At 60.9% G+C, this 26,065-nt stretch carries 14 protein-coding genes; 11 read left to right on the forward strand and 3 right to left on the reverse strand.

Features of this window, described 5'->3' with window-relative positions; genetic code table 11:
- Positions 1-16: 16 nt before the first annotated feature.
- The 3 genes from DX909_RS01495 to DX909_RS01505 form a co-directional block, all read right to left on the reverse strand.
- Positions 17-3,655: a SusC/RagA family TonB-linked outer membrane protein gene (locus DX909_RS01495; protein WP_128543287.1), complete on the reverse strand. Its 3,639-nt coding sequence runs from the start codon at positions 3,653-3,655 to the stop codon at positions 17-19.
- 194 nt (positions 3,656-3,849) lie between these two features.
- Positions 3,850-4,974 carry a FecR family protein gene (locus DX909_RS01500; protein WP_128543288.1) on the reverse strand — a complete coding sequence of 375 codons (1,125 nt, stop codon included), beginning with the start codon at positions 4,972-4,974 and terminating at the stop codon, positions 3,850-3,852.
- A 1,050-nt stretch (positions 4,975-6,024) separates the two neighbouring features.
- Positions 6,025-6,591, reverse strand: coding sequence for an RNA polymerase sigma factor (locus tag DX909_RS01505; protein ID WP_128543289.1), 567 nt, complete (start codon positions 6,589-6,591; stop codon positions 6,025-6,027).
- Positions 6,592-6,933: 342 nt separating this feature from the next.
- Between DX909_RS01505 and DX909_RS01510 the strand changes: the two genes are divergently transcribed.
- The 11 genes from DX909_RS01510 (at position 6,934) to DX909_RS01560 (ending at position 26,064) form a co-directional block, all read left to right on the forward strand.
- Positions 6,934-8,190, forward strand: coding sequence for a mandelate racemase/muconate lactonizing enzyme family protein (locus DX909_RS01510; protein WP_128543290.1), 1,257 nt, complete (start codon positions 6,934-6,936; stop codon positions 8,188-8,190).
- An 18-nt stretch (positions 8,191-8,208) separates the two neighbouring features.
- Positions 8,209-9,531: an MFS transporter gene (locus DX909_RS01515; protein ID WP_128543291.1), complete on the forward strand. Its 1,323-nt coding sequence runs from the start codon at positions 8,209-8,211 to the stop codon at positions 9,529-9,531.
- Between the two features lie 101 nt (positions 9,532-9,632).
- Complete coding sequence (locus tag DX909_RS01520) at positions 9,633-12,083, forward strand: TonB-dependent receptor (protein ID WP_128543292.1); 2,451 nt, start codon at positions 9,633-9,635, stop codon at positions 12,081-12,083.
- A gap of 27 nt (positions 12,084-12,110) precedes the next feature.
- Positions 12,111-12,944, forward strand: coding sequence for a TspO-related membrane protein (locus DX909_RS01525; RefSeq protein WP_128543293.1), 834 nt, complete (start codon positions 12,111-12,113; stop codon positions 12,942-12,944).
- A gap of 44 nt (positions 12,945-12,988) precedes the next feature.
- On the forward strand, positions 12,989-13,828 hold the full coding sequence (locus tag DX909_RS01530; RefSeq protein WP_128543294.1) for a phytoene/squalene synthase family protein: 840 nt from the start codon (positions 12,989-12,991) through the stop codon (positions 13,826-13,828).
- Between the two features lie 558 nt (positions 13,829-14,386).
- On the forward strand, positions 14,387-17,572 hold the full coding sequence (locus DX909_RS01535; RefSeq protein ID WP_229310906.1) for a SusC/RagA family TonB-linked outer membrane protein: 3,186 nt from the start codon (positions 14,387-14,389) through the stop codon (positions 17,570-17,572).
- An 18-nt stretch (positions 17,573-17,590) separates the two neighbouring features.
- Positions 17,591-19,153 carry a SusD/RagB family nutrient-binding outer membrane lipoprotein gene (locus tag DX909_RS01540; RefSeq protein WP_128543296.1) on the forward strand — a complete coding sequence of 521 codons (1,563 nt, stop codon included), beginning with the start codon at positions 17,591-17,593 and terminating at the stop codon, positions 19,151-19,153.
- A gap of 9 nt (positions 19,154-19,162) precedes the next feature.
- Positions 19,163-19,588, forward strand: a complete 426-nt coding sequence (locus tag DX909_RS01545) for a RidA family protein (protein ID WP_128543297.1) — start codon at positions 19,163-19,165, stop codon at positions 19,586-19,588.
- A 114-nt stretch (positions 19,589-19,702) separates the two neighbouring features.
- On the forward strand, positions 19,703-20,923 hold the full coding sequence (locus DX909_RS01550) for a selenocysteine synthase (RefSeq protein ID WP_128543298.1): 1,221 nt from the start codon (positions 19,703-19,705) through the stop codon (positions 20,921-20,923).
- A gap of 25 nt (positions 20,924-20,948) precedes the next feature.
- The gene (locus tag DX909_RS01555; protein ID WP_128543299.1) at positions 20,949-22,193 is read left to right on the forward strand and encodes an amidohydrolase/deacetylase family metallohydrolase; all 1,245 of its coding nucleotides are present in this window, start codon (positions 20,949-20,951) and stop codon (positions 22,191-22,193) included.
- Between the two features lie 673 nt (positions 22,194-22,866).
- On the forward strand, positions 22,867-26,064 hold the full coding sequence (locus DX909_RS01560) for a SusC/RagA family TonB-linked outer membrane protein (RefSeq protein WP_128543300.1): 3,198 nt from the start codon (positions 22,867-22,869) through the stop codon (positions 26,062-26,064).
- Position 26,065: the final 1 nt, after the last annotated feature.

Below are 26,065 nucleotides of genomic sequence, written 5' to 3' on the forward strand. Positions count from 1 at the left end.
GTCAGGTTAGTAAAAATTAAAAGGTCAGGTTCAGACCGAACAGGAACTGGCGCTGGTTCGGATACACCCCCTCATCGATCCCGAAGGAGGTCGTCGTTGAGAACGACTGATTCAGGCTGCCGCCGGAACTGTTGTTGGTGTTGGCCGTCGTGCCGATTTCCGGGTCCAGACCGGAGTATTTCGTGATCGTGAACAGGTTGGCCGCCTGCACATAGACCCGCAGCCGCTCCACGCCCACCTTTTTGAGCGTTCCGGCCGGCAGCGTGTATCCGATCTGCGCATTTTTAGCCCGCAGGTAGGAGCCGTTCTCCACGAAATAGGAGTTGGGCACGTTGGCCGAACTGAACGAGCCGACGGTTTCCTGGATCGGCACCGCAGCGTTCTGATGCTCCGGCGTCCAGGAATCATACAGGGCGGTTCTGCTCTTGGCACCCTGGAAGTTGGCGTTGAAGTCCGTCCACCATTTGACGTTGTTCCAGATGTCGTTGCCCTGTGAACCGTACAGGAACAGGCTGAAATCGAACTGCCGGTACGTCGCACCCAGGTTCAGGCCGTAGGTGAATTTGGGGTTTGGGTTGCCGAGGAACGTCCGGTCGGCATCGGTGATCTGTCCGTCGCCGTTGGTGTCGGCATAGCGGAAGCGACCCACCGCCACGTCGCTCTGATACACCGCACCGGTGTTGCCCGTCGCCTGCTGTGCCTGGGCGTTGGCCTGGGTGATCTCCTCCTGCGAATTCCAGAAACCGGCCACCTTGTAGCCGTAGAACTGCCCGATGGAATGCCCCACGGCGTTCCGGACGATGTAGCTGCCGTTGAACCGCCGGCCTTCCTGATCGAAGTAGTCGATGCCCTCGGCCAGCGACACGATCCTGTTGTTATAAGTCGTGAAGGTCAGCGTGGCGTTCAGCTTCAGGTCGCTGGTGATGGCGAAGTTGCTAGACGCGGCCAGGTCAAGGCCCTGGTTCCGCATCTGGGCCACGTTGACGGCCGGAGCGGTTCCCAGACCGGCCGTACCGGCCAGTTCGAGCGTGTAGAGCAGGTCGCGCACATCCTTGCGGTAATAGTCGACGGTCAGGTCGAGCTTGCCTTTCCAGAGGCTGGCGTCGAAACCGATGTTGGCGTTGATGTTCTTCTCCCATCGGGCGTCCGGGTTCCCGATGCGGGTCCGCTGGAAGCCGAGCACGTTGGCCGAGTTCGACCCGTTGACGGCGTAGTACGACGAGGTCCGGTCCCCGCCGTAGGTGGTGTAGGCGTTGGCCGGATCGACGTTCAGCTGGTTGCCCATCACGCCGTAACCCCCGCGGATCTTCAGATCGTTCAGCCAGGTGAGGCCGTCCATGAAGCTCTCCTGCGAAATCCGCCAGCCCGCGCTCACCGCCGGGAACCAGCCGTACTGGTAGTTCAGGAACCGCGAAGAACCGTCGCGACGGATCGTCAGGCCCAGCAGGTACTTGTCCCGGAAGGTGTAGTCGGCCCTCCCGATCAGCGAGAACAGGGCGTCGGCGTAGCGGTTGCTGTAGTTGGTCGGCGTCCCGGCCCCGGTCGAGAGGTTCGTGAAGTTCGGGTCGAACGAGAAGTAGTTCTGCGTCGATCCGCCGACGTTCCGGCCCTGGTTCCGGTAGGCCTCCGTCCCGACGACCACCTTCAGGTCATGGGCATCGGCGAAGTTGTGCTGGTACTGGATCGTGTTGGTCCAGGTCCAGTTGAAACCGCTGAACGTGTTTTCCGTGTACGTATTGGTCGTCGTGTTCTCCTGGTTCTCGTAGGTCGGGTAGGAGAAGGATCGGAAGTTCCCCATGAAGATTTCACCCCCGAAGCTGGTGCGGGCGGTAAAGTCCTTCAGGAAATCCACTTCGGCGTACATGTTCCCGAACAGCCGGTTGTTCATGCCTTTGTTGTTGGCCGAGCGCTGCTGGATCGCCACCGGGTTGTTGGCGTTGCCCAGACCCTGGCCGAAGCCCCCGGCGTAGTTGCCCCGGATGTCGTATACCGGAATGATCGGCTGCTGACGGAAGGCATAGCCGATGGCGCTTCCCTCCTGAAGGGCGTTGATCCGCGGGTTGTCGGTCACCGAGAAGGCCAGGTTCTCGCCCACCCGGATGTTCTCCCGGATGTTGTACTGGCTGTTGGACCGGATCGTATACCGCTTCAGGTACGTATTGATCAGCGTCCCCTGCTGGTTGAAATAGTTGAACGAAAACAGGTAGTTGCCCTGCGGACCGCCCCCGCTCACGGCCAGGTTGTGGCTGGTGATCGGTGCCGGCTTGAACAGCTCGTGGAACCAGTCGGTTCCGGCCTTGTTGGCGCGGGTAATCCGGTAGAAGGCGTTGTACTGATCGGCGCTCGTATAGGTCGGGTTGACGTTGTATTTCGACGGATCGACCGAGGGGTCGCCTTCCTTCGCGCCCTGCGGAGCGATGTAGTCAGGCAGGACCGGATTGGGGCCGCGGCCGTAGAGCGGGTCGTTGATGACCACGTTCGGGTTCGAATTCCGCAGGGCGTTGAACTTCAGCTGCGCGGTTTCCTGCGGATCGAGCAGATCCCAGACGTTGCCGCTCTTCGGAAACTGCATCCCGAAATAGGCGTCATACTGCACCTTCACCTTGCCGGTTCCGCGCCGGGTGGTGATGATGATCACCCCGTTGGCCGCCCGCGACCCGTAGATCGAAGCCGAGCCGGCGTCTTTCAGCACCTGCATCGTAGCCACGTCGTTCGGGTTGATGTCGTTGATGTTCTGCGTCGGAACGCCGTCGACGACATACAGCGGCTGGTTGTTACCGAAGGTGTTCAGACCCCGGATGCGCACCTGCGGAGCTTCGCCCGGCTGGCCCGAGCCGAGTACGGTTACCCCCGACGCCCGGCCCTGGAGCTGGTTGGTGATCTGGGAGGTCGGCTGCTGCTGGAGTTCCTGCACATTGACCACCGACACGGCGCCGGTCAGGTCTTTCCGGCGCTGGGTTCCATAGCCTACGACGACCACCTCCGTCAGCGACTTCACGTCGGACGCCAGCTGGATGTCGGGCAGGGTCGTGCGGTTGCTGATGGGCACCTCCTGCGTCGTGAAGCTGATCGAGGAGATCACCAGCACGCCCGTGCCGTCGGGCACGTTCAGCGTGAAGCGGCCCTCGGCGTCGGTGGCCGTTCCGACGTTGGTCGATCCTTTCAGGAGTACCGTCGCGCCGGGCAGCCCCGTGCCTTTATCGTCGAGAACCCGCCCCGTGACGGTAATGGGAGGAACGGGTTTTCCGGCGTTTGGGCCGTTCACGGTGCTGGTGCGTCCGGAAGAGGTATCCGCAGCCCGCTTCAGGATGATGGCCGTACTGCCGACCTCATACTGAATGGAAGCCGGCCCCAGCACCCGGTCGAGCACGTCGGACAGCTTTTCGTTCGTGAAGGTCAGCGACCCGGTCCGCTGCTGCGGGAAAATTCTCGGGTTATACATGAACTTCACCTCGGCGGTTTTGCCGATCCGGCTGATGGCCTGTTCCACGGTCAGGTTGGAAAGCTGCACGCTGACCCGCCGGCCCAGCAACTCCTGGCCGAAGGCGTCGTCGGCCCGCACCGCCGTAGTGAAAACTGCCACGATGGTATATAGGTAAAAACTGGTCCGCATCATTTTAAGCAGCCCGTGCTGTATTTTTAAAGGAATTGTCATACTTTTGAATGGGTTGTCGGTTTCATATCGGCAAAAAAATTCCCTTACCCTGTCTCAGGGGGCTTTTTTTGAAGGAAGCATTTGGGGGAATCACTCGGGAGCCGGCGATGTAGCAGCATTGCCGGCTCTGCTTTTTATAGTCTCAACAGAGGTGTTTTTGGGTCATAGGCATCTTCGCTTGGGTTGAGTAGTTTTCATAGGCATCCTTTGCTGCTGATCAGTATTTTTCCTTCCATCTGCTCATACTGGGCGTCCAGCGTCCGGCAGATCATCGAGAGCTTTTCGAAAAGCGGCTCGTCGTCGAGGGAGGCCGTCAGGTAACAGTTCTTCATCACCTCCTCGTCGAACACGATCTCGATCCCGTAGGCTTTTTCCAGTGAAGCGAACACCTCCGAAACCGGCGTGTCGCTGAACGCGAACATCGAGCGCTGGATGGGCAGGTCCAGCAGCGTGGGCGAGTCGACCAGCGACCGTTCCAGGCGGCCCTCCGCCGGATTGAACATCACCCGCTGGTTGGGCGTCAGCACCAGGCCGATCAGCTGGGCCGACTCCTGCTTCTTCCGCCGTTCGTGGTCGAAGCGCGTAAACACCGAGACTCTCCCGGTCTTGACCGTCACGTGGACCTGGTCCTTCCCGTTGGCCCGGACCGTGAAGCTCGTCCCCAGCACCTTGGTAATCAGGTTGTCCGCGTAAACGAAAAACGGCTTCTCCGGATTTTTGGCGACTTCGAAAAAGGCTTCGCCGACCAGATACACCTCCCGTTTTTCGTGCCGATCGAACCCCTTCGGATAACTGATCCGGCTATCGGGCGTCAGCAGCACCGAACTGCCGTCGGCCAGCGTCACCAGCCGGTTGCGGTCCGAGGTGTTCGTCACCTCCGCCAGCGGCTGCCCGGATTCGGCGATGAGCCGGGTGTACATCCGCGTGGCCGGGTCGGGGGCCGGCCGGAAATAATGCCGTCCCATCCAGAGCAGGCTCAGCACCACCACCGCGGCCGCAGCCCAGCGCCAGAGCGCCGAACCCGGCCGGAGACGGACTTCGCCTTCGCTCCCGGTACGCGTCGGGTCGGCCTGATTGATGGTCTGCATGATCCGCCGGATGTTCTGACCCACGCGGGCGGGCGGCAGGGTGAAGGTGTCGCCCTCGAAGGCGAGGAGCGTTTCTTTTGCGGTATGAAAAGCACCGGCCCGCTCGGGAAACCGCTGCGGAAACTGTTCCCACGCGTCGGCTATTTCCGGCGTGGCCTTCCCGTGCAGCCAAAGTCGGAAAGACTCGTCTTCCAGAAAATCACGCAGCTCGGAATGGTTAAAGCTTTTCATATAAAAACGCTATTGTCGGCTCTCTATGTAGACAATGAGCGCCCCGGAAGAATATACCCTCCGTTTTTGAGCTTTTTTCGATTTTTTTGAAGAAATCGGAGAGCCTACGGGAAAAAGTAGCATACCAGCAGGGAAAGATTGCTGAAAGCCGAAAATGAACTGGGGAAGGCACACGCCTGGCGCAGGGGGCTTTCAAAAAACCTCGCCGTACCCCTTACCAAATCAAAAATTGTTTTTCTTTGCAGGGGAGAGAAAAGGGAGGTTCGGTCGAAAACTTTGCTTCGCCAATAAAACATATTCTGATTCATGAAAAGAACTGCATTGAGCCACGTGAGCGTGTCCACCATCAGGAAAGCGAACTCTGCCCTGGTCAGGAGCAAAGGCTCACTTAGTCGATTCCTGTCCGATCACATTGAGTTAAAATCAGGCGGCAGAACAAAAGTGATTTCCACGCACATTGAATCAGATAAGATCAAAGAAGCATGGGGTAAGGCCGTGAAGAATTAGAAAGTATAATTTTATCTACCGTAAACTGGTCACAAGCGACGACGACTTTGTAGGATTACTGGCCTACTCTATTTATAAAAAGCAGAAAATCTCTCATATTGAGGAGTTTAAAAGCCAAAACGGACATGATCCCAGTGACAGGGAGCTTGATAAGTTCCATCAATTTACTTCCTCGGATACGCAGCTGAAGCAGTACAGAAGCACTGCTGAAAAAGACCTGGAGGTTTTCCTGAATTTCGTATTGGAACAGAAAGCCCAGGAAATAGAAGCCTTCTATCGGGATGCCTTCAGGGAGGTGGCAAAGGAAAGTGGTCGCGGATTTTGGTACGGAGTTTGGCAGAGCCTTTTTTCGTCCTTTCTCTATACCGTTATCCTGGGATTGATTGTGCTGATTTTATGGTCGGCTCAATTAGGCCCAAAGGAGGTGATTGAAAAAGTGTTCAATGTAAAGATTACACTTGGTAGTACACACATACAAAAAGTTTCAACTGACAGGAAACCGGCATACTGAAATGGTATGCCATCGTTTATTTCCATTGATCGCTAACTGGTCAAACGATCCCAGTGGCTGCGGAGGAAGGACAGGGCCTTGTGGAGGTGGTTGGAAACCGACTGCCGGTTGATATTCATGATCTGGGCGATCTGGTCGACGTCCAGACTCTCGAAGTAACGGAGGTACAGGGCCTCCTGCTGGCGGACGGGCAGCAGATCGACGGCCTGCCGGATCCGGTCGCCGGTCAGTTGCTCTTTCTCCAGCACGAACAACACCTCCTGAAAATTCTGCTCGGAGGCCAGCCCGGCGGCTTCCTCCTCCCCGACCCAGCCCCGACGGTATACCCGCTGGAGTTCCAGGAGCATTTTGTGGCGGAACGCCTTGAAGAGGTATTTTCGAATGGAGTCGGTCCCGCTGAGTGCCCCGCGTTTCTCCCAGAGATACACGAAGAGGTCGTGGAGGCAGTCCTCGATCAGGCCGACATCCTTCGTAAACCGGGTGCCGAACCGGAACAGACTCGAATAATGACGTTCGATCACCTGCTCAAAAGCCGTCCGGTCGCCTTCTTTGAAGCGTTGCCAGAGTTGCTGGTCGGTTAAGAAAGCAGAATCAATCATCGAACGGTAATCTACTGGTATTTTAACGAGGGACAGAGGCAAAGATTGTCAAAGTAATCATTATGATACGAACAATCCCGCACCCTTCGCGAAAAGTGAGCGTATGACTTTTTCGGCTCCGGACTGAGCCTCTGCGCCTGAAAAACCGGTCCTTCTCAAAGAAGGGCAAAAATCGGCTCATCTGTCCCTTCACCCGAAACGTCGGCCCGGCCACGGACCACCCCTGAGGGCAAACCCAACGAAACGTACCGAAAAAGCCGCTTTGGTATCAATGGGTACACCACCACCTTTATATTTGTACTCTGCCACGATCTTTCAGGAATAAACCCTTTCTTTACCCGTATGCAACGAAGAAGTTTCCTCAAATCGGCCGCGCTCGGAACGGCCGGTCTCTGGGCTGGCCTGCCCGGGACCGGTCTGCCCCGGGCGGAGGCCGCCGGCCTGCCGAAGCTTAAAATCACCAAAATCCGGTATTACGGCGCGCCCGGCTACAACAAGCCGCTCTTCAATCAGGCCCGCGGCATCGTCGAGATCGAAACCGACGGCGGTCTGATCGGCATCGGGGAGGGCGGTTCGAAGGACATGATCGAGCAGTGCGCCCAGATGATGATCGGCGAAAACCCGTTCCGGATCGAACACCTCTGGCAGAGCCTTTACCGGGGTATGTTCTATCCGCCGGGCCGGGAGAAGCTGCACGCCCTCGGCGCCCTCGAAATGGCGCTCTGGGACCTCAAGGGCAAGGCCCTCGGCGTGCCGGTCTATGAACTGCTCGGCGGTGCCACCCGCGACTACGTGGAGTGCTACGCCACCGGCTTCCGGGCATCCAAAGCCAAAACCGAGGAAGACCGCGCCCGCGACTGCATCGAAGCCGGCCTGCGGTCCTACCGCATCGGCCCCACCGGCGGCAACGGTGAAACGCCCTTCGACTTCTACGAGAACGCCAAAAAAACCATCGACTTCTGCAAGCGGATCGACGCGGCCGTGGGCGGGGGCGGCAAGTGGGCCATCGACCTCCACACCCGCTTCGATACCACCGAGGGCGTCAAAATCTGCAAGGCGATCGAGAACCTCGAACCTTATTTCGTCGAGGACATCGTACGCTCGGAAAACCCGGCCGTCTACCAAACCGTGCGACAGATGACCACCGTCCCCATCGCGGTCGGGGAGCAGTTCGGCGACCGCTGGGACATCAACGAATTCATCGAGCAGCGGCTCATCGACTACACCCGCGTCACGCTGCCCAATACCGGCGGCATCACGGAACTCAAAAAGATCGCTTCCCTCTGCGAGACGCACTATGCCGGCATGATTCCGCACTTCACCGGCCCGCTCTCCACGGCGGCCCTGGTCCACGTGCTGGGATCGAGCAGCCCTACCCGCTGCCTGATGGAACTGGCCGGCGGGGAACCCGAACGCCCGGAATATTTCAACGAAGACTACGTCAGCTTCCGGAACGGCAAGCTGTATCTGAACCCGAACCCCGGCCTGGGGGTTACCTTCAACCCGAAGAAGGCCACCTTCATCATGGAGGTGACGACGAAAACGCAGTTTCCGCACCCGGTTCTGAAAAGCCCCGACGGCTCTATCCATAACTGGTAAACCCCGGCCGACCCCCGCATGATTTCGCCCGATACCCCCGATACCCTGACCCGGCCCGTTTCAAAAAACTACCGCTGGCTGATCGTGGCGCTGCTGTTCACGGCCACGACCATCAACTACCTCGACCGCCAGATCATCGGCCTGCTGAAGCCCATTCTGGAAGTGGAATTCGGCTGGACGGAGACGCAGTTTGCCGACATCGTCATCGCCTTCACGGCCGCCTATGCCGCCGGTCTGGCCGGGTTCGGCTGGTTCATCGACAAGGTCGGCACGAAAGCCGGCTATTCTATCACGGTGGTCTGGTGGAGTCTGGCCGGGATGCTCCACGCCGTGGCCCGCAGCGCGACCGGTTTCAGCCTGGCCCGGGCGGCCCTCGGCCTGGGCGAAGCCGGCAACTTCCCGGCGGCCGTCAAGACCGTGACGGAATGGTTTCCGAAAAAGGAACGGGCCCTGGCAACAGGCATCTTCAATGCCGGCACCAGCGTCGGGGTGGTGGTGGCGCTGTTCATCGTGCCCTGGATTCTGACGGGATTTGGCTGGCAGGAGGTCTTCTGGATCACCGGCGCCCTGGGGTTCGTCTGGCTCCTGTTCTGGCTCCTCCTCTACGAACTGCCCGCCCGCCAGAAACGGCTGAGCGCCGAAGAACGCGCCTATATTCTGCAGGGGCAGGAAAGCCGCACCGAAGAAAAAGTCCCGATCCGGTGGTTCAGGCTCTTCCGGCTGCCCCAGACCTGGGCGCTCATCGCCGGCAAGGGCCTGATCGACCCGATCTTCTGGTTTTTCCTGTTCTGGCTTCCCTCCTACTTCTCCTCGACCTTCGAACTGGACCTGAAAAAAATCAGCCCGGAGTTGATGATCATCTACACGGCCACCACGGTCGGCAGCATCGGCGGGGGCTACCTGTCGTCGTGGCTGATCCGGCGCGGCTGGCCGACGCTGAAGGCCCGCAAAACCGTCCTGATCGTCTTTGCCCTGCTGGAGATTTCGATTATCCTGGTGCAGTTCGCCCCGAACGTCTGGGCGGCCGTGGGCCTGATCAGCCTGGCGGTGGCCGTCCACCAGGCCTGGGCGACGAACGTATTTACGCTGGCCTCCGACCTGTTTCCGAAGCAGGCCGTCAGCTCGGCCGTCGGGATTGCGGGCATGGCGGGGGCGGTGGGCGGCATTTTTTTCCCGAAGCTGGTCGGCGGGCTGCTCGATGCCTACAAAGCCGCCGGGAATCTGGAGGGCGGTTATAACGTGCTCTTTACCCTGTGCGGATTCACTTACCTGACGGCCTGGCTGATCATCCACCTGCTCACCCGCAAACCGAAACCGGTCGATCTGAACCAGCTACTTTGATCCTTTTTTAAGTACATTAATAAACTTAATAAAAAAATTTAGTACAATATTAAACATATTTAAAGCCATGAAGGTTATGTTTGCATTCAACATCAACCTTCATGAAACCTGCCACTTCTTTACGTATCACTCTCGTATTAGCCTGGTTGTCCGTAGTCGCTTACGGACAGTCGCCCGCCGTCGTCTCGGGAATACTGACCGGGACGGTTCGTGACAAAAACACCCAGGAACTGCTCGTCGGCGTCACCGTCCAGGTCGAAGGCACGACCTCCGGCACCGTGACGGACACCGAGGGCCGGTTCCGGCTCAACCTGCCCGTCGGCAGTTACCGCATCCGGGCCAGTTATGTGGGCTACCAGCCGGTGGTCAAATACAATCTGGCCGTGACGTCGGGAAACGTCAGCGAAATCAGTTTCGAGCTGGCCGAGGAGAAGCAGAACCTGTCGGAAGTGGTCGTGAAAGCCAACCGGGCGGTGGCCGACGTTACCACCCTCGAAACGCCCAACTCCATCCAGCGCCTGACGACGGAGGAGATCAAGAGCAACCCCGGCGGCAACTTCGACGTCTCGCGGGTGATCCAGACGCTGCCGGGCGTGGGCGGCTCGGTCGGCGGACTGCGCAACGACATCGTCATCCGCGGGGGCGCCCCCAACGAAAACGTCTTTTATCTCGACGGCATCGAAATTCCGGTCATCAACCACTTCCAGACGCAGGGCGGAACCGGCGGCCCGCAGGGCATCCTGAACGTGTCGTTCATCGAGGACGTCACACTCTCGTCGAGCAGCTTCGACGCCCGCTACGACAACGCCCTGGCGTCGGTATTCCAGTTCAAACAGCGGGAGGGCAGCCGCGAACGACTCCAGGGCAACCTGCGCCTGAGCGCCACCGAACTGGCGCTGACCGGCGAAGGCCCCCTCGGACCGAAAACCACCTTCCTGGCCTCGGCCCGACGCTCCTACCTCCAGCTCCTGTTCCAGCTGATCGACCAGCCGATCCGGCCCAGCTACTGGGATTTTCAGTACAAGATCACCCACAAAATCAACCCCAAAACCACCCTGACGACCCTCGGCGTGGGGGCCATCGACGAGTTCGGCTTCTCCATCCCGTCGGAGACGACGCCGGAGAAGGAATACACGCTGCGGTCGGTGCCGTTCATCAACCAGTGGAACTACACCGTCGGAGTGGCGGTCCGGCGGCTCATCGAGCGGGGTTACGTCAACGTGGCCCTGAGCCGCAGTGCGTTCAACAACGCCATCGACCGTTACGAAGACGGCCGGATCGGGGATGCCGCGCGGCAGTCGCTTCGGACGCGCTCGCGGGAGACGGAGAACAAGCTCCGGGCCGATTTTAACCAGGTCTTCGGCGACTGGAAATTTTCGGCCGGGGGCGTCGTGCAGTACGTGCAGTTCGACAACCGGTTTTTCAGCCGCATCCGCAACGAGGTCCGCGACACGACCGGGGCCGTCGTTCAGCCGGCGGTGGACGTCCGGTCCGGCACCGACCTCGGATTCTGGCGGTATGGGGCTTTCGTGCAGGTGAACCGGAGTTTTCTGGGCGACCGGCTCGGCGTTTCGGCCGGGCTGCGGGCCGACGGCAACAGCTTTACCACCACCGGCAACGACCCCGGCCGCACGTTGTCGCCCCGGCTGGCGCTCTCCTACGCCCTCACCGACCGCTGGAACCTGAATGCCTCCGTAGGGCGGTATTACAAAATTCCGGTCTACACGATACTCGGCTACCGCGACGAGACGGGCCGGTTTGCCAACCGCGACAGCCGCTACATCCGCTCCGACCACCTCGTGGCCGGGATCGAATACCTGCCCAGCCCGACCACCCGGTTTACGGTCGAAGGTTTCTACAAGCGCTACAGCCAGTACCCGGTTTCGGTCCGGTCGGGCATTTCGCTGGCGAACCTCGGCACCGATTTCGACGCGCTGGGCAACGAGGACGTCCGCAGCACCGGCCGGGGCAGTACCTACGGCGTGGAGGTCTTTTTCCAGCAAAAACTGGTCAAAAACCTGTTTGCGGTGGTCTCGTACACCTTCGTGCGGAGCCGGTTTTCGGGCACCGACGGCCGGCTGATCCCTTCGGCCTGGGACAACCGCCACCTGCTGTCGGGATTGCTGGGGCGGCAGTTCGGCCGGGGCTGGCAGATGGGGCTGAAATACCGTTTTGCAGGTGGGGCACCCTACACGCCCTTCGATCGGGAAGCCTCGCAGCAGAACTACCTGGCGCTGGGGCAGGGCATCCTGGACTACAGCCGCCTGAACACCCTGCGGCTGAAGCCCTTCAGTCAGTTCGACTTCCGGCTGGACAAGAAATGGAATTTCCGGCGGCTGACGTTCGACCTGTTTCTGGACGTGCAGAACGCCTTCCTGACCAACACGCCGGGCTATCCGGAGTTCGTGCTGGCCCGCACCGACGACAATACCGGCTTTGCCACCACCGACGGACGCCCGCTGCGGCCCGACGCCGGCAACGGCATTCCGAAGATTCTGAGCAACGACGACCCCTTCGTGACGCCGTCCATCGGCTTTATCATCGAATTCTAATCCATTAATACTCAACTCCAACAGGTTATGAAAAATCGAATGCTTGAACAGTATGCCACGGCCGCCGTCGTAATCGGCAGCATTATCGGCACGTATTTCTTCAGCCGCCCCCGCCAGTCCGGCTTTCGGACGCGCCTGGACCGCGAACAGCAGACCGAACTGGACCGCAACCTCCTGACGCCCGCCAATGCCACCTTCGGGCTGGTCTGGCCGGTGATTTATTCGGGAACCGTCGGGCTGGCGGTGCATCAGGCCCTGCCCTCCCAGACCGATAACCCGCGTTATGCGCAGGCCCGGCCGTTGCTCTGGGTCAACTCGGCCCTCAATGCCCTGTTCGGGTACTTCTTCTCGAAATCCGACCGTGACAGCCGGACCGGGGCCGCCCTGACGACCATCGCCCTGCTGCCGGTTTCCCTCGGCCTGCACCGGAATCTGGAAATCGGCCGACAGGCAGTCCCGGAGCCGGAAAAGACCCTGCGCCGGTCGATCAGTCTGTATGCGGGCTGGCTGACGGCCGCGTCGGTGGTCAGCGTCGGAAATCTGCTGCTTCAGGCAGGTTACCGGGTAAGTCCCGAGTCGGCCACCCGCTGGGCGTTCGGGGTGCTGTCGGCCACTGCCGGGCTGGGCATTGCCGTGTCGAAGCGGCTGGACGATCCGTATTACCTGACCACGCTGATTGCGGCTTTTGCGGGCATCGCGGCCAAACAGACCGGCCGGAACGACGACCTGGCGCGGGTAGCCGCCGGACTGGCCCTGCTGCTGACGGGTGTCCTGGCCGATGCGCTGCGCCGGAAAAAGCCTGAACAACCGGCTGAAACCGCACCGGAAGCCGCCGAACCCGCCCTGCCGGTGCCGGCCTGAATCCGGCACCATCCTGTCCAAACCCATCGAACGCTCCTTCCACCATGTCAATCGCCCTTTTTCACCGCACGGCCGGGGCGTGCGGCCGGATCATCACCCGGGCCTACAGCACCTCGTTCTCGATCGGCGTCCGGCTGCTGGCGGCCCGCTTCCGCCCGGCCATCTACGCCATTTACGGCTACGTCCGGTTTGCCGACGAAATCGTCGATACCTTCCATGAGTACGACAAGGCGGAACTGCTGGAGCGGTTTCGGGCCGATACGAATCTGGCCCGCGAGCAGGGCATCAGCCTGAACCCGGTGATCCACGCCTTCACGCGGGTGATGCGCCACTACCGGATCGGCACCGACCTGCTCGACGCGTTTCTGGATTCGATGGCGATGGACCTGACGAACAGCACCTATCAGACCGGCGAATACCGGACCTATGTCTACGGCTCGGCGGAGGTGGTGGGGCTGATGTGCCTGCGGGTGTTCTGCGAGGGCGACGAGGTACTGTACGGGCGGCTTCAGGAACCGGCCCGGCGGCTGGGGGCGGCTTTCCAGAAGGTCAACTTCCTGCGCGATCTGGCGAGCGATTTCGGGGAACGGGGCCGACTGTATTTCCCGGGCGTGGACTTCGAGCGCTTTTCCGAGGCTGATAAGCGGCAGATCGAAGCGGAGATTGCGGCCGATTTCAAAGCCGCCCTCGCCGGCATCCGGGCTTTGCCGAAAGGCGCTCGACTGGGCGTATACGTCGCTTACCGGTATTACCTCGACCTGTTCCGGCAGTTATGCCGAGTCCCTCCGCGAACGCTGTTTACCCGGCGCATCCGGGTGTCGGACCGCCGGAAGCTCTGGCTGCTGCTGCGCAGTTCGGTACGGCATTACACCCTGCCGGTCTGAGCGTCGGCTTCAAAGGTGGTTTGGGGAAGGGTGCCGGACCACCCCCCGGCCCCCTCCTAAAACAGGAGGGGGTGGCTTCGCAGTTTGCTGAACATGGCGGAGCGCTTCCCCTCCTTGCTAAGGAGGGGGCCGGGGGTGGTCGGCGCGACGGCAAACCGGTCAGGGAGACACTTTCTCCCTTCCCCAAACCACCGCTTAGGCCGGTGGGTACGGATCTCTTTTAACCCGCTGTCGTCAGGGCAGCGGGTTTTTCTGTTTATCCCGGAAATGAACGGATGAGGGCCATTGCTGAAAATTTGCCGAAAAGATATTTCGTTAAAATAATTTTCTGAAAGAAAGAGTATCGGCCCAACGCGGCTGCATCTTTTGGCCAGTCGGAACAAACCATCCTTCCTCTGCGCCTATGGAAAAACGTCTGCCAGCCTATTAACAAAAAAGCCGGAAATGCGCCAACATTTCCGACCCCAATTTTCCCCAGTGTATGATCGCCATCATCTCCGCAAACCTGCGGACCCGGGATTTGTTTTGCCGAATTTTCACCCGACAAAAGCCAAAATTATGTCTAAACGACAACATTTTCAAAAAGCCCTGCGAAAAACCGCCCGCAGGAGTCTCTTCCCTGCCCTCCTCTCCGTCGTCCTGCTGACGCCCGCACCGGCCCTTGACCTGAACCCTCTGAAAATCAGCGCAGCGCCGAAAGAAGCGCCCCAGCGAAAAATAGGCGGGATCGCGCTGGACGAGAAGAATGCCGGCCTGCCCGGCGTCAGCATCGTGCTGAAGGGCACCCAGCGCGGCACCACCACCAGCGCCGACGGCCGGTTCTCCCTCGACATTCCGGACGCCGACGCCCAGGCGGTGCTGGTGTTCTCCTTCGTCGGCTACAAAAGCCAGGAGGTGCCTGTGGGCAACCAGACCGAACTCAGGGTGACGATGGCCCCGGAAGCCAGCACGCTCAACGAGGTGGTCGTGACGGCCCTCGGTATTTCGAAGGAAAAGAAAGCCCTGGCCTACGCCGTGTCGGAGGTAAAGGGCAGCGAGTTCACGCAGGCCCGGGAAACCAACGTCGCCAACGCCCTGACGGGCAAGATCGCCGGGGTGAATGCAACCGGGATGGCCACCGGCCCCGGCGGGTCGAGCCGCATCATCATCCGGGGCAACGGCTCGCTCAACGGCAACAACCAGCCGCTGTACGTCATCAACGGGATGCCGATGGACAACAGCATTCCGGGGGGCGGCACCACGGCCGACGGCAACGGGATGAACGTCGACCGGGGTGACGGGATCGGCGGGATCAACCCGGACGACATCGAGTCGATCAGCGTGCTGAAAGGCGGCCCCGCTGCGGCCCTCTACGGCGCCCGGGCCTCCAACGGGGTCATCCTGATCACGACCAAGAAAGGCCGCGGCCAGAAGGGGCTCGGCATCGAGATCAACAGCAACACCACCTTCGAGAACATCGCCGTGATTCCGAACTGGCAGTATGAGTTCGGCCAGGGGGTGGACGGCCGGAAACCGGCGACGGTAACCGAGGCCAAAAGCACCGGCCGGCTGTCGTACGGCGCCCGGATGGACGGCCAGCCGACGATCCAGGTCGACGGGCAGCTGCACCCCTACTCGCCCCAGAAAGACAATTTGAAGAACTTCTACCGCACCGGAACCAACTACATCAACTCGGTGGCTTTCACGGGCGGCAACGAGTCGGTCAACTTCCGGCTGGGGCTGAACAATACGCAGTCGAACAGCATCGTGCCGAACTCCTCGTTCACGCGCCGGATCGCCAACCTGAACCTGAACGCCTTCATCGGTAAGAAACTCAGCGTCGAGACGGTATTCCAGTATAACCTGGAGGAAGGCAAAAACCGCCCGAAAGTGGGGTATGCGGACATGAACCCGCACTGGGCCACCTACCTCGTCGCCAACGTGGTCGACATCCGCAGCCTCGCGCCGGGCTATGACCCCGCTACCGGCAAGGAGATGGAATGGAACCCGGTTCCGGCCGCGCCGAACCCGTATTTCGTGATCAACAAGTTCAAGAACGACGACGTCAAACACCGGTTCCTGAGCCAGGGAAGCCTGCGCTACGACATTCTCGACAACCTCTATCTGAAAGGGAGCGTCAGCCAGGATTACTACAGCTTCCAGTCGGAATACGTCCAGCCGACCAACAACGCCTTTCAGCCGCTGGGAACCTACGACGCCCGCCGGGTGACTTCCTCGGAAACCAACGGCATGCTGACGCTGAACTACAACACCACCTTCTTCAGCGACCTGACGTTCTCGGCTATGGCGGGCGCCAACGCCCAGCGGGCCATCTACGACCAGACCCGCATCGAGGGCAGCGAGTTTACGGTGCCGTATTTCTACAGCTACACGAACCTGGCTACCTCCACCACGACGCCGACCTACATGAAAAGCGCCATCAACTCGGTGTTCGGGTCGGTCGACTTCGGGTTCAGAAACTTCCTGTACCTGACCCTTTCAGGCCGGCAGGACTGGTTCTCGGTGCTGAATCCGAAAAGCAACAGCATCTTCTACCCCTCGGTGGGCGGTTCGTTCATCCTCTCGGACGCCGTCCGGCTGCCGAAGGCCATCAGCTTCGCCAAACTGCGGGCCTCCTGGGCGCAGGTGGGCGGGGCCACGGTGAACGCCTACCAGATTTACCAGTATTACTCGATGCAGCAGGGCGGCCACAACGGCCGGCCGGTGCAGGTGCTGTCGTCGTCGCAGGTGCCGAACCCCGATCTGAAGCCGCTGACCTCCACCACGTATGAAGGCGGTATCGAAGCCCGCTTCCTGAACAACCGCCTGGGCATCGACCTGACGCTCTACAACCGCAAAACCACCGACGACATCGTGACGACCAACATTGCCCTCGCGTCGGGCTACACCTCGGCCCTGCTGAACGTGGGCGAGCTGAGCAACAAGGGGATCGAACTGCTGCTGACCGGCACACCGGTGAAGAGCGGAGACTTCGGCTGGGAGGTGAGCTACAACATGGCCTACAACAGGAGCAAGATCGAGCGGCTGGCCGAAGGGCTGACCGGCATCGACATCGGCACCGGGGTCGGCGGGGGTCTGGTCCGCAACGTGCTGGGACGGCCCTACGGCACCGTCTGGGGTTACCGCAAGAAAACCGACGCGAGCGGCAACGTGGTCTTCAACACCGCCAGCGGCTATGCCGTCCGGGGCGACCTCGAAGAGATCGGCCAGGGCACTCCTCCGCTGACGATGGGCATCACGAACAACTTCCGGTATAAGAACTTCTCGCTCAACGTGCTGGTCGACGGCAAGTTCGGGAGCATCGTCTACTCGAACCTGTACCAGTATGCGTACCGCTTCGGGCTGCCGCAGGAAACCCTGCCGGGCCGCGAAACCGGGGTTACCGTGACGGGCGTCACCCCGGAAGGCAACCCGTTCACGAAGACCTGGAAAAAGGAAGACGTCGATACCTACTACGACAACGACAAGAACTACACGGCGATGTTCATGTTCAACAACGACTTCGTCAAGCTGCGGCAGGTCGTGCTGAGCTACAACCTGCCGACCGGTAAACTGTCGTTCCTGAAGCTGCAGGGGGCCTCGATCTCGCTGGTGGCCCGCAACCTGGCGATTCTCTACAAGGATAAGAAGAACCAGTATTTCGATCCGGAGTCGGGCTACACCAGCACCAACGCCCAGGGCCTCGAAGCCTTCGGGGTGCCCCGGACCCGCAGCATCGGCGTCAACTTAATGGTGAAATTCTAACCTCCCCTCTTCATGGCTATGAATCGTATTCTGAAAACCATATTGTGCTCGGCCCCTCTCTTCCTGACGCTGACGTCCTGCGACAAAGGCTTCGAGGAAATGAACGTGGACCCGAACAAATACGCCGAAGTCGTTCCCGAATACCTGTTTACGCGGGCCCTGCTCGACGGCGTCAGCACCAACTTCACGGGAGCCGCCTACCTGACCATCGGCCAGTCGATGCAGCACTTCGCCACGTACAAGGAGGTGCCGGCCGCCGGGGATAAGTACTTCAATTTCAGCTACTCGACGGGTAACTGGAACGCCTTCGCCGGAACCGGCGCCGGGCAGGGCTCGGTGATCTCGATCCGCCAGGTGATCGACGCCGTGTCGGAGAACCCGGCCAACGTCAACAAGCTGTCGGCCGCCCGCATCTGGAAAGCCTACATCTTCCACCGCCTGACCGACCTCTACGGCGATATCCCGTATTTCGACGCCGGGAAAGCGCTTTCGGGCAAAAACTACGCTCCGAAATACGACACCCAGCAGGCCATCTACGCCGACCTGCTGAAGGAACTCGACGAGTCGATCAAAGCCTTCGACGCGACCAAGCCCACCTTCGGCAATGCCGACCTGATGTACGGCGGAGACGTGAACAAGTGGAAGAAGTTCGGTTACTCACTAATGCTGCGGCTGGGCATGCGCCTGACCGAAGTGGACCCGGCCACGGCCAAAACCTGGGTCGAGAAGGCCATTGCCGGCGGGGTGATCCTGGACGACGCCGACCGCGCCGTGATCGCCTACGTGGACGGTTCGCAGACGGCCAGCCGGAACTTCATCGCCAGCGGCCTCCTCAGCACCGACTACATCACGCCGGGGGGCGACAACGTCGAGGGCGGCAAACTCGCCAAAACGCTGATCGACTACCTGAAAACCACGAAAGACCCGCGTCTGAACGTGATCTCCATCGTCTGGACCACCACCGACAACAAGACGTTCACCGCCGACACGACCACCGCCCTCCAGAACGGGATGCCGAACGCGGCCTTCAACAGCCTGCCGGCCAGCTTCAACACGTTCTCAGAGCCGAACCCGGCCACGCTCCTGCGCTACAGCGCCCCGCTCATCGTGCTGGGCAACGCCGAGACGAATCTGCTGCTGGCGGAGGCTTCCGTGCGCGGCTGGGCCGGCGGAACCACGGCGGCCACGGCCTACGGCAACGCCGTCAAAGCCGGGATGCGGCAGTGGGCACTGTTCGGCAGCGGGGGCGTTATCTCCGACGCAAAGATCAACGCCTACCTGGCGGCCAATCCGTACCGAACCGGCGGCACCGTGGCCCAGCAGATGGAGCAGATCCAGACGCAGAAATGGGTGTCGCTCTTTCTGGAGGACGAATACGAAATCTTCGCCAACTGGCGCCGGACCGGCTACCCCGTGCTGACGCCGACCAACTACCCGGGCAACCTGACCGGCGGCAAGATTCCGACCCGCTTCGTCATCCCGGATTCGGAGGAAACCTACAACCGGACGAACTTCCTCGAAGCGCGTACCCGGCAGGGCGGAACCAACACCCTCTCCAGCACGGTCTGGTGGGATAAATAAACCGAAACGATGCCAACCGAACGCCGATCTCTTCTGAAACGACTCCTCGGCCTGCCGGCGGCTCTGGCCGGGCTGACCGAAACCGAAGCCGCCTTGCCGGAAACCCGCCAGGACGTACCTCTCTATCAGGGCCATACGCGCCTGGGCAACCTGATCTTCATCTCCGGCGCGGGCGCCCACTTCGAGGGCGACATCCGGTCGCATACCGACCACGTGCTGAAGGAGATTGAAAAGGAACTGATCAAAGCCGGTTCGTCGATGCAGAAGGTGCTGAAGGTGTCGGTGCTGCTGCACGACCTCAGCGACTATCAGGCCATGAACGAGGTCTACCGGGGCCGGTTCGGCAACAAACCGCCCGTCCGGACCACGGTGGCCGTGCGCGCCGGAGTGCCCAACGACTCGCTCGTCGAGATCGACTGCATCGCGTATATTTAAGTGCGTCGGCCTCACCGGTATCCGTCGGTGAGGCCGATTTTTTCCGTAGATTAACCCTTCAGCTTCAACCCCATAAAATCAAGGGCCCCGAACGGGCCAAAACCCTGATCCGTCATGCTCAGCAGAAGAAAACTGATTCAGCGCCTGTCGACGATGCCCCTGCTCGGCGGGGTGCTCGGCGGCCTGCCGCCCCTGCAAACCGCCCTGGGCGCACCCCAGGCGGCTTCCCGAAACCTGCTCAAGGAACTCGGCCTGCGGACCTTCATCAATGCCGCCGGTACCTATACGGCCATGACCGGCTCGCTGATGCACGACGAGGTGCTCGAAACCATCGGCGCGGCCTCGAAGGAATTCGTGATGCTCGACGACGTGCAGACGAAGGTCGGTGAGAAGATCGCGGCCCTGACCCATGCCGAATCGGCGGTGGTGACGGCGGGCTGTTTCTCGGCCATGACCCTCGGGCTGGCGGGCGTCCTGACCGGCATGGACCCGAAAAAGGCCGAACAGCTCCCCCACCTCCAAGGTACCGGCATGAAGTCGGAGGTGATTGCCCAGAAAGGTCACAATGTGGGCTACAACCACGCCCTGACCAATACCGGCTGCAAGATCGTGGAGGTGGAAACCATCGAGGACGTCGAGAAGGCCATCAACGCGAATACCGCCCTGCTCTGGTTCCTGAACATCCAGGCCGACAAGGGCAAAATCACGCACGAGCAGTGGGTGGCGCTGGGCAAAAAGCACAACATCCCGACCATGATCGACATTGCCGCCGACGTGCCGCCGGTCGAGAACCTCTGGAAGTTCAACGACATGGGTTTCGACCTCGTGTGCGTGTCGGGCGGGAAAGCCATGCGCGGGCCGCAGAGCGCGGGCCTGCTGATGGGTAAAAAGGACCTGATCGCGGCCGCCCGGCTGAGCATGCCGCCCCGCGGTTCGACCATCGGCCGGGGCATGAAGGTGAACAAGGAGGAGATTCTGGGCATGTACGTGGCGCTGGAGAAGTTCGTCAATACCGACCACCAGAAGGAATGGAAGATGTACGAAGACCGCGTGGCGACCATCGCCGGGGCCGTCAAAAGCGTGGCCGGCGTCACCACCGAAACCTTCGCGCCCCCGCTGGGCAACCACACCCCGACGCTCCGCATCGCCTGGGACCCGGCCAAAGTCCAACTGACGCCCAAAGTGCTTCAGGAGAACCTGCGGAACGGCAACCCTTCCATCGAGATCGTGAGCGAACCGGCCGGCATCAGCCTGACCGCCTGGATGCTCAAACCCGGTCAGGAAAAAATCGTAGCCGCCCGGCTCAAGGAAGAATTTACGAAAGCGTCGGTCTGATGGTCAGCCTTTTTGCCCAATCCCCATGAAAAGACTATTCCTGATCCTTTTCAGTCTGTTTACCCAAACCCTTTTTGCCCAGAACTACAGCATCGTCATCAAGGGCGGCCACCTGATCGACCCCAAAAACAACATCGACGGCCCGATGGACGTCGCCGTCACCGACGGCAAGGTGGCCCTCGTGGCCCGCAACATCGACCCCAAAGGCGCGAAGCAGGTCGTGAACGCCAAAGGGATGTATGTGATGCCGGGCCTGATCGACATCCACGGCCACGTGTTTCAGGGTACCGAACCGAACAACTACCTCAGCAACGGGCCGGTCGCCCTGGCGCCCGACGGCTTCACGTTCCGCGTGGGCGTGACGACCATCGTGGACGCGGGCGGTGCCGGCTGGAAGTCGTTTCCGGCTTTTAAGAAAAACATCATCTACACCTCCAAAACGCGGGTGCTGTCGCTGATCAACATCGTCGGGGAGGGCATGCGCGGAGGGGCGTGGGAGCAGGACACCGCCGACATGGACGCCCGGATGGCCGCGGCCGTGGCCCTCGCCAACCCGAACGACATCGTGGGGTTCAAGGTCGCTCACTTTCAGGGGCCGCTCTGGACGCCCGTCGACCGGGCGGTGGAGGCCGGAAAGCTCTCGAAGCTGCCGGTGATGATCGACTTCGGCGGCAACGTGCCCCCGCTGCCGCTGGAGGAGCTGTTTCTGAAGCACCTGCGGCCGGGCGACATCTTCACCCACACCTACACGCTGCTGGAGGGCAACGTCCGGGAGCCGATCGTGGACGAGGAAACCGGCAAGGTGAAGCCGTTCGTCTGGGAGGCCCGCAAAAAAGGCATCGTGTTCGACGTCGGCTACGGCGGGGCCAGCTTCAACTACTCGCAGGCCATCCCGGCCCTGAAAGCCGGCTTTTACCCGACTACCATCAGCACCGACCTGCACACGGGCAGCATGAACGGCTCGATGAAGGATATGCTCAGCATCATGTCGAAGTTTCTCGGCATGGGCATGGCGCTTCCGGCCGTGATCAGGGCCGGCACCTGGACACCCGCGCAGGTGATCCACCGGGAGATGCTCGGCCACCTGTCGGTCGGGGCGATTGCCGACGTGGCCATCCTGACGCTGCGGGAAGGCAACTTCGGCTTCTACGACAAAACCGGCTACCGCGTGGAGGGCAAAAAGAAGTTCGAATGCGAAATGACCATCAAGGGCGGCCGGATCGTGTATGACCTCAACGGCATCGTCCACCCGATCGTGGTGCAGCCCTGAGAGGTTGTTTTGGGAAGTGTTTTTGCCTTTCAGTCGGCTTTCCATCCGGAGCTACGAGGGGTACCCACCACCCCCCGGCCCCCTCCTGTTTTAGGAGGGGAGAGTGCGCTGCCACTCTTCCTGCCTGCGGAGCCACCCCCTCCTTATCAAGGAGGGGGCTGGGGGGTGGTCAACGCCCTGGCAAACCGGTCGGGAGAGCCTTTTTCTCCTTCCCCAAACAATCTCTGAGAGCGGTTTTCCGCCCGAATCCCCCAGCCCCGCCGACCATCGGCGGGGCTTATTTATTGCAGAATGAAAAGCAGAAATTGCAATAAAACGGAAATTTGATAAAATCTATCGGACAAGTTTGCTTTTCTAAAAACGGCGGTTCTATCTTTGATCCGTCTTACAATTACTGCCTGCAAAGTAGTTGTGGATTTATAGACCCTATAAATTTACAACCATGTTTACGCTCCGAATTTCCTGTTGCCCCGACACGTTTTCCTGCACCTGCGATCCGTTCGGTGCGCTCTGTTGTTGCTGGTAATTCCTGACAACACTCCCTTTCATTTCCGGTTGTCCGTCCGTCGCCCGTAAGGGTCTGTCTGTCGTCATTCCCCTTCCGGAATGGTTGCGCAAATTTTATCTACTTAATCAATAGAACAAATATTTTTCTATCCAAACCGTTCTTCGTATGCGTTTTCTTTACGCTTCCCATCCATTGCTTTCCCGCCTTCCCCTCCTGCTCCTGCTGGTGTTCGTGACCGGATCGGCCCTCGCCCAGAACCGGGTGGTTCGGGGCCTCGTTACGGGCAAGGAAGACGGCCTGGCCCTTCCCGGCGCCAACGTCGTGGTCTCCGGAACGACGGTCGGCACCCAGACCGGCGCCGACGGCCGGTTCACCCTCCAGATCCCGGCCGGGGCCGCCAGACTGGTGGTTTCGTCCATCGGGTTCGCCAATCAGGAAATTCCGCTCGGCAACCGGGAAAATTTCGAAATCGTGCTTTCGCCGGATACCCGCCAGCTGAACGAGGTCATGGTGATCGGCTACGGCACCCAGACCAGGGAAGAATTTACGGGTTCGGCCGTCCGGGTGAAGGGCGACGTCATCAGGGAACTGCCTGTTCAGAGTTTCGATCAGGCGCTGGCGGGCCGGGCGGCCGGGGTCAGCGTGGCCCAGCCCAACGGGGTCCTCAACAACCCGCCGGTTATCCGCATCCGGGGCGTTAACTCCATTTCGCTGAGTTCATATCCCCTCGTGGTGGTCGACGGTATTCCGATCAGCACGGGCAACGTTTCGGCCAGCACGGCGGTCCCGAACAACCCGCTGGGCGACATCAACCCGGCCGACATCGAATCCGTCGACGTGCTGAAAGACGCGGCTTCGACCTCCATCTACGGCTCCCGGGCCGCGGCCGGGGTGCTGCTCATCACCACCAAACGGGGCAAAACCGGCAAGCCGCGCATCGCCTACGACGGCTGGGCGGGCGTCTCGGAAGTAGTCCGTCTGCCCGAACTGCTGAACGCCGATCAGTACATCGCCATCAAGAACGAAGCCGTCCTGAACGCCAAGGTTCTGGGCGGCAATGCCACCAACGACAAGGTAGCTTCGGCCCTGTTCTTCCCGAACCACAACCCCGACGGCTCGCCCGTCGACACCCGCTGGTACGACTACGTCTACCGGACCGCCACCGCCCAGAACCACAACCTCAGCGTGTCGGGCGGCACCCCGTCCACCAGCTACTACTTTTCGGCCAACTACAGCAAGCAGCAGGGCTTTCTGAAGGGCAACGACTTCAACCGCAAGTCGGTCCGGTTCAACATCGACCAGGAGGTGACGCCCTGGCTGAAGCTGCGGGGGAACGTTTCCTACAATACCAGCTTCAACGGCTCGCCCTACGCCGGTTCGCTGCCCGGCTCGAACTTCTTTCTGGTGGGCGTGGCCCGGCTGGCACTGGCCCTGCCGCCCAACGTGCCGGCCTTCCATCCGGACGGTTCCTACAACATCAACCCGGCCAGCCCGAACAGCATCGGCGTCGGCAACAACCAGTATGTGAGCACCTTCGGCAACCCGGCGGCCCTGATCGACCAGAACCGGTATACGTCGGAGAACGACCGCATCATCGGCAGTTTTGCAGCCACGGCCCGCATCCTGAAGGGACTGGAATTCGTGACCTCCTACGCCGTGGACCGGCTCCGGACCGACAACGTCAGCTTCGACAGCGCCCTCCAGGGCAACGGTTACGCCAGCCGGGGCCAGGCCAGCAACATCACCGCCCTGCGCGACAACTGGAACTGGACCAACACCCTGACCTACACCCGCAGTCTGGCCGGGCGGCACAACGTCTCGCTCCTGGGCGGCTACGACGTGCAGAAGTTCAACAACTCGGCCTGGGGCGCCAGCCGGACGCAGGGCTCCGACCCTTTCTTCCAGAACTATCAGGGCAACTGGGGCGCCATCTCGGCCACCGGCAACGAACTCGATGAACGGGCCTACGTCTCCTTCTTTTCGCGGCTGACCTACGACCTGAGCAAGAAGTACTTCTTGACGCTGAACTTCCGTCGCGACGGCAACTCGGCGCTCGGGGCCGGGAAGAAATACGGCAATTTCGGCGGGATTTCGGGCGGCTGGGCGCTGTCGGAGGAATCATTCTACAAGAACGGGCCGCTGGCGTCGGTGCTGAGCAACGTCCGGCTGCGGGCCAGCTGGGGGCGGGTCGGCAACGGCAACCTGACCAACGCCTTCAGTTCGCTGGAACTGTACAGCGGCTCGCTCTACGGCAACGCGGCCACCTGGGCCATTTCGCAGGCCGGCAACCCGAACCTCGGCTGGGAAACCAGCGAGCAGACCAACCTCGGCGCCGACCTCGGTTTCCTCAACGACCGCATCCAGGCCGAGATCACCTTCTTCAACAACAACGTGAATGGGCTGATCCTGAGCGCTCCGCAGGCCGTCTCCAAAGGCATTCCGAACAACTCCATCCTGAGCAACGTGGGGTCGATGTATAACCGGGGGCTCGAACTCGGCCTGAACGCGACCCTGCTGCGCACCGGCAATTTTTCCTGGAACGCCACGCTCAACATCACCAGCCTCAACAACAAGGTGACGGCCCTGGCCGACGGCAATACGGACATTGTCGGGACGACGCACGTGGCCTATGAGACGACCAACATCACCCGCGTCGGGCATTCGGTCGGGAGTCTGTACGGGGCCAGAACCGCCGGGGTGAATCCGGCCAACGGGAAGCGCATCTTCATCAACGCCAAAGGCGAGCAGGTGCAGTACAGCCAGGTGGCCCCGCCGGGCGGCAGCCAGTGGACCTACCTCGACGGCGAACCCGCCCCGGCCATCACCGGCGCCGACTACTACCTGATCGGCAACGCCCTGCCCAAGTGGTACGGCGGTTTCATCCACTCGTTCCGGTTCCGGAGCTTCGACGCCGGGCTGAACTTCACCTTCTCGGGCGGCAACCTGGTCATGAACGGCACCCGGGCGACGCTCCTTGACCAGCGGGCCTACAACAACTCCACCGAAATCCTGAACCGCTGGCAGAAACCCGGCGACCTCACCGACATCCCGCGGCTGGTCTACAACGACCAGACCTCCAGCGGCTCGTCGTTCCCGGTATCGACCAACGCCGAAAAGGGCGACTTCCTGCGGCTCCAGAACGCTTCGGTCGGCTACCGGCTGCCGGCGCGGCTGTTCGGGCGGTCGGGCATCAGCGCGGTGCGGGTCTACGCGCAGGGTGCCAACCTGTTCCTGCTCACCAAATACACCGGCACCGACCCCGAATCGTCGGTGAACGGCAACTCCAACACGACGCCCGGCGTCGAGAAAAACTCGGTCGGGCAGGCCCGCACCTTAACCCTCGGTCTGAACGTCAGCTTTTAAC

It is taken from the genome of Larkinella soli (genome assembly GCF_003703975.1).
In the GTDB taxonomy this organism is placed as follows: Bacteria; Bacteroidota; Bacteroidia; order Cytophagales; family Spirosomataceae; genus Larkinella; species Larkinella soli.

Coding starts and splice junctions, on each gene's coding strand:
- DX909_RS01560 (WP_128543300.1), top strand. CDS start 22,867: ATGCGTTTTCTTTACGCTTCCCATCCATTGCTTTCCCGCCTTCCCCTC.
- DX909_RS01520 (WP_128543292.1), top strand. CDS start 9,633: ATGAAACCTGCCACTTCTTTACGTATCACTCTCGTATTAGCCTGGTTG.
- DX909_RS01510 (WP_128543290.1), top strand. CDS start 6,934: ATGCAACGAAGAAGTTTCCTCAAATCGGCCGCGCTCGGAACGGCCGGT.
- DX909_RS01550 (WP_128543298.1), top strand. CDS start 19,703: ATGCTCAGCAGAAGAAAACTGATTCAGCGCCTGTCGACGATGCCCCTG.
- DX909_RS01540 (WP_128543296.1), top strand. CDS start 17,591: ATGAATCGTATTCTGAAAACCATATTGTGCTCGGCCCCTCTCTTCCTG.
- DX909_RS01525 (WP_128543293.1), top strand. CDS start 12,111: ATGAAAAATCGAATGCTTGAACAGTATGCCACGGCCGCCGTCGTAATC.
- DX909_RS01515 (WP_128543291.1), top strand. CDS start 8,209: ATGATTTCGCCCGATACCCCCGATACCCTGACCCGGCCCGTTTCAAAA.
- DX909_RS01500 (WP_128543288.1), bottom strand. CDS start 4,974: ATGAAAAGCTTTAACCATTCCGAGCTGCGTGATTTTCTGGAAGACGAG.
- DX909_RS01495 (WP_128543287.1), bottom strand. CDS start 3,655: ATGACAATTCCTTTAAAAATACAGCACGGGCTGCTTAAAATGATGCGG.
- DX909_RS01530 (WP_128543294.1), top strand. CDS start 12,989: ATGTCAATCGCCCTTTTTCACCGCACGGCCGGGGCGTGCGGCCGGATC.
- DX909_RS01555 (WP_128543299.1), top strand. CDS start 20,949: ATGAAAAGACTATTCCTGATCCTTTTCAGTCTGTTTACCCAAACCCTT.
- DX909_RS01545 (WP_128543297.1), top strand. CDS start 19,163: ATGCCAACCGAACGCCGATCTCTTCTGAAACGACTCCTCGGCCTGCCG.
- DX909_RS01505 (WP_128543289.1), bottom strand. CDS start 6,591: ATGATTGATTCTGCTTTCTTAACCGACCAGCAACTCTGGCAACGCTTC.
- DX909_RS01535 (WP_229310906.1), top strand. CDS start 14,387: ATGTCTAAACGACAACATTTTCAAAAAGCCCTGCGAAAAACCGCCCGC.